Raw genomic sequence first — 11,657 nt, forward strand, 5'->3', positions numbered from 1 at the left:
TCACATTCCCAACCACCTTTGGCTAACGAAAAGCATTGCAATGATATAATATTTCGTGGGAGGACTTTTATAATGATTAAATTAACTGAAAACATTCTAACTAAAACAATTAAAAAGCGCCCAGTCGATAGTTACAAAGGATCCTACGGCAAGGTGGTCCTGATTGGTGGTAACCGTAACTTTGGCGGAGCCATTATTATGGCCACGTTAGCAGCAGTGTCTGCTGGTGCCGGTTTGGTCACTACCATTACTGATAACACTAATCAATCCAGTTTACATAATTGGGTGCCTGAAGCTATGTTTGCTGATATTACCGATTTTACCTCTACCACAGCGTTGATAAAATCAGCTACTGTTATTGTTATTGGTCCGGGATTGGGAACCACTAACCACTCGTTAGCCGTACTCAATTTGATTTTAAAAATAGTCAATTCTAACCAAACTTTAGTGATTGATGGCTCGGCCCTAACTTTGATTGCTCAACATCACATATCTCTACCCAAATCATCCAAAGTGATTTTGACCCCTCATCAAATGGAATGGCAACGACTTAGTGGTATTTCAATCAATGACCAAACAAATAGTGAATTAAATCAACAAGTGGTTCAACAACTGGCAGCTACCGTTGTTTTAAAATCAGCACATACGCAGATATATACTAATCAACAAGTTTATCAAAATACCAGCGGTACTCCCGCACAGGCAACCGGCGGTATGGGAGATACTCTTGCCGGCATGATTGGTGGCTTTTGCGCTCAATTTAATAATCAAACCAACGCCACTTTAGCAGCGGTCTATGCTCATAGTGCTATTGCCGATGAATTAGGTCAACAGCAATATGTGGTACTCCCCCATCAAATTAGTCAAAAGTTACCTAATTTTATGAAACAGTACGAAAATTAATGTAAAAAAACCCTAGATTATTAATCTAGGGTTTTGTTTTATTTAATGTGTAATTTAGCTCGTAAAGCATCAGTTCTTGGTCCTAAAACATAGTCAGCAACTCGATTCTTTAACGTTAAGTAAGCGTAAATTCCGCCCCCAACGACAACTGCTACTAGACTAACCACTAAACTAATCATGCCTCCCATTGGATCCGTAAAAAGACCAAAGAAGAAATTCAAGCCATAGACTAAAACTAATACTACCAAGTAAACGATAAGGGAATATTCAGCAATTTTAGTAAACTCAGTTTTAAGTAACTTGCCATCAAATCCATATTGTTGATTAAGTCGATTCAAAATTAAGATATTTGCCACCATAATCCCAATTCCCGTTGCTAATAATGACCCGAATGCTCCCAATAAGTATACTAATGGCCATTGCAACGCTAACTTCACAATCGTTCCAATTAAGAAGTATTTAACCGCTCGCTTATTTTGATTTAACCCTTGCATTACTGCAGCAAAAACAACGAACAAACCTAATGGGATCGCGATAAAGGAAGAAAATGACAGAATATTAGCACCTAGTGCTTGATGAGCCTGACCATAAAAAACTCGGTTTAATGGTCCTGCAATCGCAGCCATTCCCAATGATGCTGGTAACATAACATACAAGAATAGTAAGAAAATATTGGAATTTTGGGAACGAATACTTTTTATATCATTTTGCGTAATGGCGACTGAAAGCATTGGTACTGCCGTGATAGCTAATGCAGAAGCTAATGAAATGACAATCATAATTAACTTATTGGAGTTAACTGCAAACATAGCATATAAATCACTCAATGCATCGCTGCTGTAATTAGTCGCCATTTTCATAATATCAAAGAAAGTATACTGATCAATCAATTGGAAAATAGTAATTCCTGCTCCTAAGATAATAAACGGCACTGCTTGTGCAATAATTTCTTTGTAGAGCTCGGAAGCTTCCACATGAATTTCATTATTACTATTAGCCACTAAATCACGGAAATAACTCCGACGACGCCAGTAATAATAAACTAGGACCAACAGACCAGCTACCGCTCCAATAAAGGCTGCAAAAGTAGATTGTGCTACCGCTGTAATCCAACTACCATGCATTACTCGCATAATAATAAAAGCAGTAATCAACATATACAAAACGCGGGCCAATTGTTCAACAAATTGAGAAATTGCTGATGGAGCCATTTGTTGATATCCCTGGAAATATCCTCTGGTTAAACTCATTGTCGGAATAATCAAGATAGCCCATGCTAATGAATGTAGTACCGGAATGACATCTTTATTGCCGCCATCTAGTAAAGGCGCCCCAAAATATAAAATTAAAGCACAAACCAATCCGGTGACCACCGAAAGTACCAGTCCGCGCTTATATAAACGAACTCCAACTCCATATTCATTTAACGCATTATAATGTGCTACCTGCTTAGCAATTGCAGATGGAATTCCCGCAATCGCCGCAATTAGGAAAAAGCTGTAAATATTATAGCCAAACCCGTATAACGCATTTCCTAATAGGAAAAAGCTACCAAACCAAATCCGCCAGGGAATGATATAAATGGCCCCTAAGATCCGTGAAAAAATACTACCAGCTGTCATCCAGGCAGAACCGGACAACATTTTGTCGCGATTCTCTTCATTGCTGGTCTGTTGTGTTTCATCATTCATCTTTGTTCCTGCTTTCGTTTTTAGCATTCAATTCAATCCTACTTATTCTAATGGAGAAATCGCGTAATATCAACACAGTTTATGACTTTTTAAATTCTCATTATTTAGTAAAGTAATTTTAGGCAATTTAAAAGAGATACCCGCAGTGGATATCTCTTTTAGTTAATTTAATTAGCCTACAACGATGTTCACAATTCGATTAGGCACAACAATTACTTTTCTAATGTCTTTACCCTCAATTGCGGCTTGTACCTTCTCAGAAGCTTTAGCAACTTCTTCTGCTTCTTCTTTAGAAGCTCCTTGAGCCACCTTGATATGATCTCTAACCTTACCGTTTACCTGAACAACCATTTCTACTTCTGCTTCAACTAACTTTTCTGGATCATAAGTTGGCCAAGTAGAGTATGCAATAGTATCGTCATTGCCCAATAAACTCCAAAGTTCTTCTGTAATATGAGGAGCAATTGGTGATAACAATTGCACGAAGCCCTTCATGTAATCGATTGGCAACGCATCAGCTTTATAAGCCTCATTAACAAAGACCATCATTTGAGAAATGGCCACGTTAAAGCGCATTTGTTCTAAGTCTTCAGAAACAACTTTAACGGTCTCATTGTAAATTTTATCTAGCTTACCATCATTAAAGGTTGTAACTCGATCACGTAAATGATTATTTTCATCAATCATTAAACGCCATACTCGATCTAACCAGCGATAAGCCCCTGCAATTCCTTCGGTATTCCAAGGTTTGGCAGCATCGATAGGTCCCATAAACATTTCATAAACTCGTAAAGTGTCGGCACCATATTCATTTACAATATCATCTGGATTAATAACATTTCCTTTAGATTTCGACATTTTTTCATGATTAGTTCCCAAAATCATTCCTTGGTTAACTAGCTTTTGGAATGGTTCTTTTGTGTTAACAACCCCTAAATCATATAACACCTTGTGCCAGAAACGAGCATATAGTAAATGAAGTACTGCATGTTCAGCTCCACCAACATACAAATCAACCGGCATCCAATATTTAGACTTTTCCGGATCAGCAATCATTTCATCGTTATGTGGATCAATGTAACGCAAATAATACCAAGAACTACCAGCCCACTGTGGCATTGTGTTAGTTTCACGTTTACCCTTACGACCATTTTCATCAACCACATTAACCCAATCATCTAAGTTAGCCAATGGACTTTCACCAGTTCCAGATGGCTCAATATTTTTAGCTGCTGGAAGCTTTAATGGCAATTCATCTTCTGGTACAAGGGTAGTTTCACCATCTTCCCAATGAATAACTGGAATAGGTTCACCCCAATAACGTTGGCGACTAAAGATCCAATCACGTAGCCGATAATTAACTTTTTCGTGACCTGCTTTGTGTTCGGTTAACCAATCAATTGCAGCTTTAATTGCCGTCGGTTTATCCATGCCATCCATAAAGCCCGAGTTAATATGAACGCCATCGCCAGCAAAGGCTTCTTTTTCAAGATCCATGCCTTCACCTTTAATTACTGGAATGATTGGTAAATCAAATTTTTGGGCAAATTCATAATCACGTTGGTCATGTCCGGGTACCGCCATAATGGCTCCAGTCCCATAAGAAGTTAATACGTAATCACCAATCCAAACCGGTACTAATTGTTCAGTCATTGGATTAATTGCATAGGCCCCGGTAAAGACGCCACTTTTATCTTTATTCAAGTCGGTTCGTTCCAAATCGGATTTACGAGCAACCTTTTCCTTATAAGCCGCAACTTCATCTTTATGGTCAGCCGTAGTAATTTGATCCACTAACTCATGTTCTGGTGATAATACTAAATACGTGGCACCAAACAAAGTATCTGGTCGAGTAGTGAAAACTTCAATTTTTTGATCTGAATCGGCTACCTTAAAATCAACACTAGCGCCCCGAGAACGGCCAATCCAGTTTCGTTGCATATCTTTAACGTTTTCTGGCCAATCAAGATCATCCAAATCATCAATCAAACGATCAGCATAAGCCGTAATTTTAAGAACCCATTGGCGCATTGGGACCCGATATACTGGATATCCACCACGTTCAGTCTTACCATCAATAACTTCTTCATTAGACACAACGGTTCCACCCATGAAATCAGGGGCCCAATTAACCATGATTTCATCTTCATAGGCTAATCCTTTTTTGTATAATTGCTCAAAAATCCATTGAGTCCATTTGTAGTAACTGGGATCAGTTGTATTAAGTTCGCGATCCCAATCGTATGAAAATCCTAAAGATTGAATCTGACGCTTAAAGTTTTTAATATTTTGAGCTGTAAAATCTTTAGGGTTATGTCCTGTCTTTAAAGCATATTGTTCTGCCGGAAGACCAAATGCATCCCAACCAATTGGATGTAAGACGTTTTTGTTTTGCATCCGTTTCATTCGTGCCATAATATCAGTGGCAGTGTAACCTTCTGGATGCCCAACGTGCAATCCTTGACCAGATGGATAAGGAAACATATCTAGGACATAATATTTATCCTTTACTGGGTCTTCGGTAGTTTTAAAAGTTTTATGTTCTTTCCAATAATGCTGCCATTTGCGTTCAATGACCTCGTGATTATATGCCATACTTATTCTCCTTTATTATTAATTCATGAAAAAAAGCCCTATAAAAAATCCAATTAATCTGGAATTTTTATAGGACGAATTAACCGCGGTACCACCTATTATTCTCAACCATTATGTTGAGCTACTCAGAACTAATAACGGCAGTTAACCGAATTTGCCTACTAAAGGTTCAACAAATCATTCTTGCGACGAGTTCATTAAATGTTTCATCTAGGCTTACACCAAATTCACCTAGTCTCTGAAAAGGAACATGAAATTACTACTTCGCACTCATTTCATGAATTAAGCTATTGATGTAATCCTATCAGACGTTTAAACTTAACGCAAGTCCCATATTCTTTTATTAAAAAACACTTGGAGGCGCCCAATGATTTCTAAAAAACAATGGTGGGCTACTGGTCTTTCACTTTTACTATTTTTATTGTTATTAGTTGGTGTCATGACCAATGCTCAATACATATCAGCCATTGATTATCATGTTCTAGCGGTTATTCAACCTATTAGAAGTTCCGGGTTAGATAGTTTCTTTATTTTTCTTACTCAAACACTAAATGAAGTTCCAGCGATTATTACAGTGATTATTATCGCCATTTTAGTCGAACTATGGCAGCATCATCTTAACTACGCATGGTTATTATTTTTTAATTGCTTCATTATTGCTGGTGGAGTGAATACATTAATTAAACATATTGTTAATCGTCCACGCCCAATAGTAAGACATTTGGTTAAAGTTTCTTCTACCAGTTTTCCCAGTGGTCACTCCATTACGTCTATGTTACTAGGCGGTACTGTGATTTTTATTCTAATGCAAACGCTAAATCAAGGATCTAAACGATTTATTTTAATCACTCTAATATGTTGCTGGATATTTTTAATTGGTCTGAGTCGAGCTTATGTTCACGTTCATTATCCAACCGATGTTTTAGCTGGTTGGAGTCTGGGATTTGTATTTTTAACATTAAGCGAAACAGCCTTTCTTCGTTTAGAAAATAAAAAAAGATTATCCTGAAAATAGGATAATCCGAGAAGTTCAACTAGTTAGTTGAACTTTTTTTATTGCGATCAGCAAAATTAATTAGAAATGCCAGTACAATCAAAATTAAACCGGCAATAAAAACATTATGCAACATTTGGTACAACACAATTCGTAACTTAGGCAACATTGTTTGAGACAACTCGTGAGCGGTCTGTGGATTAATTAGCTTATCCATCATTCCCATAGTAGCCCCATCGGTTTGGTTAACTCCACGAACCATTGTAGTATTCATGATAATTCCAAAAATAGAAACCATTAAAGATTGCCCCAAGGTACGACAAAGGGTATTAAAAGAGGTAGCTACCCCAATTTCATCTGGTTTAACTTCATTTTGAACTGTAATAGTAGTTGAAGTAATGGTAATTCCAAAACCAGTTCCACAAATGGCAGCGATAATTAAAAAGCTACAAAATGGTGTCTGAGCTGGCAATAACGTCATTGCAATTGCTCCAACTAAAATAAACGATAAACTAACATTAATAATCATTTGTGGTCTCATGGTTAAAATCATTTTACCCGCAATAAACGAGCCCACAATCCACATGATAGAACTAGGTGTAATTGCAAATCCAGCCATGGATGCACGTAATCCTAAAATTCCTTGAGTCCAATCAGGTAGATAAACTTCAAAACCAATTAAAAAGCCACTAACCAAAAACACCACCGCATTTTGAACCACGAACGTTTTATTTTCAAACAATTCCATTGGAATCAAGGGATCGGCTGCTATTCGTTCGTGCCGAATGAATAAAATTAAAGTGACTACAAATATTAATAAACAAATGGCAATAATGGGCCATTTAATTGGTGCTTGACCAATAGCCTGAAACCCATACATTAACGACAGTAAGGATAACGTCAAATAAATCATGCCCAAGTAATCAATACTTGTTTGATGTACTTTGCGTTGTTCTTTAAAAAATAACTGAATCATTAACATCACAATGATACCAATTGGTAGATTAATAAAAAAGATCCAATGCCAGGTTAACTGATCAACAATAAACCCCCCCAATAATGGCGCAATAATGGAGGCAATCCCCCAAGCGGCTCCGTTGAATCCCATTACTTGAGCTCTTTTTTCTACTGGATAAATATCGGCGATAATAGTATTAGAAATGGGCATAATCGAACCAGCACCAATTCCTTGAACCGCTCGCCAAATTATTAAGGCAAGCATAGAATGCGAAAGCCCCGACATAACTGAGCCAACGATAAAAATTGCGATACCAATAATAAACATTGGTTTTCGTCCCACTTGATCAGCTAATTTACCATAGATTGGGGTCGCAATTGCATTGGTCAACAGGAAAATAGAAAATACCCAATTCATTAATGAAACCCCATGTAAATCACCAATAATTGTTGGCATTGCGGTCGAAACAATGGTCCCCTCCACCGCACTCATAAAAGTTGCGACAAATAAAGCAATTGTCACGAGCGGAACATTGCTCCGTTCGGTTGAATTCATGTAAACACTCCTTTCGAAAAAAGCTCCCGCATAACGGGAGCCTTTTAAAACAAATATTATTAGTTATTAAAATACTCTTTTAATGCGTCAACCTTATCTAAATGTTCCCAAGGTAAATCAACATCTGTTCGGCCAAAATGACCATAAGCGGCTGTCTGTTTATAAATTGGTCGTTTAAGGTCTAACATTTTAATGATACCAGCTGGTCGTAAATCAAATAACTGACGAACTGCTTCAGTTAATTTTTCTTCCGAAACCTTAGCTGTATTAAAAGTATTCACAGAAACAGAGACTGGTTCTGCAACGCCAATAGCATAAGCTAATTGAACTTCCACTTCAGTAGCTAAACCTGCAGCGACAATGTTTTTAGCAATATAGCGAGCAGCATAACTAGCTGAACGGTCAACCTTGGTTGCATCTTTACCAGAAAAAGCACCCCCACCGTGGTGAGCATAGCCACCGTAAGTATCAACAATAATCTTACGACCTGTTAAACCAGCATCGCCTTGAGGTCCACCAATTACAAAACGTCCAGTTGGATTAATGAAATATTTAGTTTTATCATCCAATAATTCGGTTGGAATTACCTCATTAATCACCTTTGTTCGTACGTCTTGACGAATTTGGTCTAATGATACCTCTGGCAAGTGTTGGGTACTTAAAACTACTGTATCTACCCTTAATGGCTTACCATTGTCATCATATTCTACGGTAACCTCAGCTTTCGCATCAGGTCCTAAATAATCTAATTCACCGTCTTTACGAACTTTAGCAATTCGTTGCATTAAATGATGACTTAACGAAATAGGTAGTGGCATTAATTCCGGTGTTTCGTTAATAGCATAACCAAACATCAATCCTTGATCACCAGCACCAATTTGATCTAGTGGATCTTCTGCTCCCTCTTTCATTTCAAGAGCATCATCAACTCCTTGAGCAATATCAGGAGATTGTTCATCGATAGCTACCAGTACCGCACTGGTATCGCCGTCAAAGCCAAATTTATTATCAACATAACCGATAGATTTGATAGTGTCACGGACCACCTTTTGAATATCAACATAAGCAGTGGTTGATATTTCACCAAATACTAGTACCAATCCTGTTGTAACTGAAGTTTCGCACGCAACTCGAGCGTCCGGATCTTTAGCCAATATAGCGTCCAAAATAGCATCACTAATTTGATCAGCGATTTTATCTGGATGCCCTTCTGAAACAGATTCTGAAGTAAACAAATGTCTTTCTTGCATTAGTTTTCCCCCCGTTTTATTTTTGTAGGTTACAAGGCTTCTTCACAATAATGTGAATCCTATCGGGAACTCATAACTAATTAATGTTATCATATCTTTGACTTTATTAAAACGATTATTCTAATTTAACATTGACCAATATTTTAAAAAACGCTAGGATAAATTTAATTAACCATGAGGAGTCCTTCAATGAACATTAAAAATAAACAAATCGGTAATCTTATTTTACAAGCAATATTCCCCCTCATAACCTGGGGTATTTATACTAGAATTCATTTTAGTAATTTATTGGGAAATCATAGTTTTCAACTACTTACTGTTTTTGCAATCGTCTTTGTTTTTTTAGGTAAGCAGATATCTAACAAAGGCAAACCTAATTGGTCAGTAATTACAATAATAGATTTAATTTTACTGGGATTATTATGGTTAGTAGCTCCCACCATCAGTTGGTCTGCTATCTGGCTTTTGACTATTAATGTAGTTACCATCAACTTATTGTTTGTTAAAAACTTGATTAATGATAATTACTCAGAATGGTTATTATTTTCACTTTCATATGGAACCGGAATTGTAATGGCTGGTCAACTATTAATCAATAATTTTATCAACTCCCAACAACTACTAGTCTTAATTATTTTAATTTTCAGTAACCTACTATTTTCATTTCCTCACTTCATAAAAAAAGAGCCACCTTTTTTAGTTTTAATTAGCATTATCTGTTTCATCTTAATCTTTGGTTTTGCTCTTTCGCTTTCAGTAGAAAAATTAATCGCTTTAGCTTTGATCGATTTGGGATTTCTTGCTATTGAAAGTCAGCCTAATTTACTTAAACTTTCAATCAAGTGGCCAGTTGGATTAGCATTCAACCTTTTAACTTCTTTAGTAATATTTATTCTTTCCTAAACAAAATTAATATTGCGCAAAGAAAATGATTCAGTTCGTTTTTCTAATAATTCGTATGATATTATTGCCATTGTCAGAAAAAAGGAAAGCGGTGAACCAATTGTTGATTAGCGTAATCGGTGATATTAGAAGTGGCAAAATTCAACCATCATTAACTGGTAATGAAATTGTCGATAACGCCTTAATTCAAAACTTTTGTGATCAACTTCAAAAGGAATTAAACGAAGTCAATCCTAACTTAGTGGTTGAGGCAGAACATTTTTTCAATGTAGATGATGCAACTAGTGATGTTTACATCCTTGATCAAAAAGTTTTGAATTCTTTAGGCAATAATTTGGTTAAAGATTTAAACATAATCGTCATTAATCACAGTGATTTAGTTTGGGGTATTACAACAACAGCTAAAGAAATTTTATTAAACCATCAATTTACCCCACTTACACAATAATTAAAAACAGCCTATCTTAAATTTAGATAGACTATTTTTTTAAGCTAAAATACCCTTCAATTAGCAAAGATAATGCTACAATAGAAATCAAGTGATACTCATGTATTGACTTAATTCATTTTGGGTGGTGATAGTAATGAACATTAACGAAATTATGGACACAGTAAAGGGTTTGGTTGGCGAAGGAAAATTAGAAGAAGCTCAAACCTTTATTAAAGATCATAAAAATGATCTTGGTGATTACTATGATAAAGCTAAGGACCTGATTGACGGTAATTCTTCAAGTTTATTAGATAAGGCTAAAGATTTATTCAACTAATAAGACCTAAAAAAGACTGATACTTATTAAAAGTATCAGTCTTTTTATTAACTATCTTAAGGCGGTAATCGGATTCGAACCGACGATGAAGGTTTTGCAGACCTCTGCCTTACCACTTGGCTATACCGCCATAAAAAAAGATGGAACACCCTACACTTGCTAGGAAGTGATGTGGATATACCATCTAAAGAAGTACCGGAGGTGGGGTTCGAACCCACACGTCCTCAACGGACACTGGATTTTGAGTCCAGCGCGTCTGCCAATTCCGCCACTCCGGCAAAAACATAAACGAAACAATTACAAGTAAGTGTTTCTTAAGGGCGGTATGTGAGAATCGAACTCACGCGTGTCGGATCCACAAACCGATGTGTTAACCACTTCACCAATACCGCCATAACATTATAACAGGGATAGTAGGAGTTGAACCCACACTGACGGTTTTGGAGACCGTAGTTCTACCATTAAACTATATCCCTAAGATGGAGAGGAGTGGATTCGAACCACTGAACCCGAAGGAACGGATTTACAGTCCGTCGCGTTTAGCCAGACTTCGCTACCCCTCCATAAATGGCGCGGGACAGAATCGAACTGCCGACACATGGAGCTTCAATCCATTGCTCTACCGACTGAGCTACCGAGCCAAATAACATCATTATAATGTTTAAGTTGTGTATTCAATTTTAAATACATAACAACGGTCCGTACGAGACTCGAACTCGTGATCTCCTGCGTGACAGGCAGGCGTCCTAACCAGCTAGACCAACGGACCAATTGAAATGAAATGGAGGATACAGGGATCGAACCTGTGACCCCCTGCTTGTAAGGCAGGTGCTCTCCCAGCTGAGCTAATCCTCCAAGTGATGACCCGTACGGGATTTGAACCCATGTTACCGCCGTGAAAGGGCGGTGTCTTAACCACTTGACCAACGGGTCATGATAATTGTTTACGGAGAGTAAGGGATTCGAACCCTTGAAACAGGCTTTTACCCGTTTACATCATTTCCAATGATGCTCCTTCGGCCAACTCGGACAACTCTCCAT

9 protein-coding genes, 10 tRNA genes, 1 riboswitch and 1 other annotated feature are annotated in these 11,657 nt (G+C 37.3%); of the genes, 5 read left to right on the forward strand and 14 right to left on the reverse strand.

From position 1 onward, the window contains the following. Positions 1-72 precede the first annotated feature (72 nt). Complete coding sequence (locus HII32_RS07615) at positions 73-903, forward strand: NAD(P)H-hydrate dehydratase (RefSeq protein ID WP_172189978.1); 831 nt, start codon at positions 73-75, stop codon at positions 901-903. 38 nt (positions 904-941) lie between these two features. Here HII32_RS07615 and HII32_RS07620 read toward each other — a convergent pair whose 3' ends face one another. After that, positions 942-2,594 carry a putative polysaccharide biosynthesis protein gene (locus tag HII32_RS07620; protein WP_172189980.1) on the reverse strand — a complete coding sequence of 551 codons (1,653 nt, stop codon included), beginning with the start codon at positions 2,592-2,594 and terminating at the stop codon, positions 942-944. Between the two features lie 171 nt (positions 2,595-2,765). Then, a complete protein-coding gene (gene leuS / locus HII32_RS07625; RefSeq protein WP_172189982.1) occupies positions 2,766-5,189 on the reverse strand; it encodes a leucine--tRNA ligase in 2,424 nt (807 codons plus the stop codon). A gap of 67 nt (positions 5,190-5,256) precedes the next feature. After that, positions 5,257-5,472 (reverse strand) — a binding site (T-box leader). Between the two features lie 84 nt (positions 5,473-5,556). On the opposite strand from leuS, the gene HII32_RS07630 reads away from it, so the two are divergent. Then, the gene (locus tag HII32_RS07630) at positions 5,557-6,198 is read left to right on the forward strand and encodes a phosphatase PAP2 family protein (protein WP_172189984.1); all 642 of its coding nucleotides are present in this window, start codon (positions 5,557-5,559) and stop codon (positions 6,196-6,198) included. 25 nt (positions 6,199-6,223) lie between these two features. Here HII32_RS07630 and HII32_RS07635 read toward each other — a convergent pair whose 3' ends face one another. Next, positions 6,224-7,696, reverse strand: coding sequence for an MDR family MFS transporter (locus HII32_RS07635; RefSeq protein WP_172189986.1), 1,473 nt, complete (start codon positions 7,694-7,696; stop codon positions 6,224-6,226). 59 nt (positions 7,697-7,755) lie between these two features. Further along, on the reverse strand, positions 7,756-8,946 hold the full coding sequence (gene metK / locus HII32_RS07640) for a methionine adenosyltransferase (protein WP_172189988.1): 1,191 nt from the start codon (positions 8,944-8,946) through the stop codon (positions 7,756-7,758). After that, positions 8,944-9,027, reverse strand: a riboswitch (SMK box riboswitch). Its footprint overlaps the gene before it by 3 nt. Positions 9,028-9,135: 108 nt before the next feature. Between metK and HII32_RS07645 the strand changes: the two genes are divergently transcribed. The 3 genes from HII32_RS07645 to HII32_RS07655 all read left to right on the forward strand — a co-directional run bounded on the left by HII32_RS07645 (position 9,136) and on the right by HII32_RS07655 (position 10,616). Beyond that, positions 9,136-9,849 (forward strand): hypothetical protein, encoded by a 714-nt coding sequence (locus HII32_RS07645; RefSeq protein WP_172189990.1) that lies wholly within the window; start codon positions 9,136-9,138, stop codon positions 9,847-9,849. Positions 9,850-9,919: 70 nt separating this feature from the next. Next, positions 9,920-10,297 (forward strand): hypothetical protein, encoded by a 378-nt coding sequence (locus tag HII32_RS07650; protein ID WP_246224883.1) that lies wholly within the window; start codon positions 9,920-9,922, stop codon positions 10,295-10,297. Positions 10,298-10,433: 136 nt separating this feature from the next. After that, entirely contained in the window at positions 10,434-10,616 is a 183-nt protein-coding gene (locus HII32_RS07655; protein ID WP_172189992.1) for a hypothetical protein, read from the forward strand. A 59-nt stretch (positions 10,617-10,675) separates the two neighbouring features. Here HII32_RS07655 and HII32_RS07660 read toward each other — a convergent pair. The 10 genes from HII32_RS07660 to HII32_RS07705 all read right to left on the reverse strand — a co-directional run bounded on the left by HII32_RS07660 (position 10,676) and on the right by HII32_RS07705 (position 11,655). Beyond that, positions 10,676-10,746, reverse strand: a tRNA-Cys gene (locus HII32_RS07660). Between the two features lie 63 nt (positions 10,747-10,809). Next, positions 10,810-10,894 (reverse strand) — tRNA-Leu (locus HII32_RS07665). A 41-nt stretch (positions 10,895-10,935) separates the two neighbouring features. After that, positions 10,936-11,008 (reverse strand) — tRNA-His (locus HII32_RS07670). 13 nt (positions 11,009-11,021) lie between these two features. Further along, positions 11,022-11,092: transfer RNA gene (locus HII32_RS07675), tRNA-Trp, on the reverse strand. A gap of 4 nt (positions 11,093-11,096) precedes the next feature. Next, positions 11,097-11,179 (reverse strand) — tRNA-Tyr (locus HII32_RS07680). Between the two features lie 5 nt (positions 11,180-11,184). Further along, a tRNA-Phe gene (locus HII32_RS07685) sits at positions 11,185-11,257 on the reverse strand. 54 nt (positions 11,258-11,311) lie between these two features. After that, positions 11,312-11,385, reverse strand: a tRNA-Asp gene (locus HII32_RS07690). 13 nt (positions 11,386-11,398) lie between these two features. Then, a tRNA-Val gene (locus tag HII32_RS07695) sits at positions 11,399-11,471 on the reverse strand. A 6-nt stretch (positions 11,472-11,477) separates the two neighbouring features. Further along, a tRNA-Glu gene (locus HII32_RS07700) sits at positions 11,478-11,549 on the reverse strand. A gap of 14 nt (positions 11,550-11,563) precedes the next feature. Continuing rightward, positions 11,564-11,655, reverse strand: a tRNA-Ser gene (locus HII32_RS07705). Positions 11,656-11,657: the final 2 nt, after the last annotated feature.

It is taken from the genome of Lentilactobacillus kribbianus (assembly GCF_013184075.1).
GTDB classification, from domain to species: Bacteria; Bacillota; Bacilli; order Lactobacillales; family Lactobacillaceae; genus Lentilactobacillus; species Lentilactobacillus kribbianus.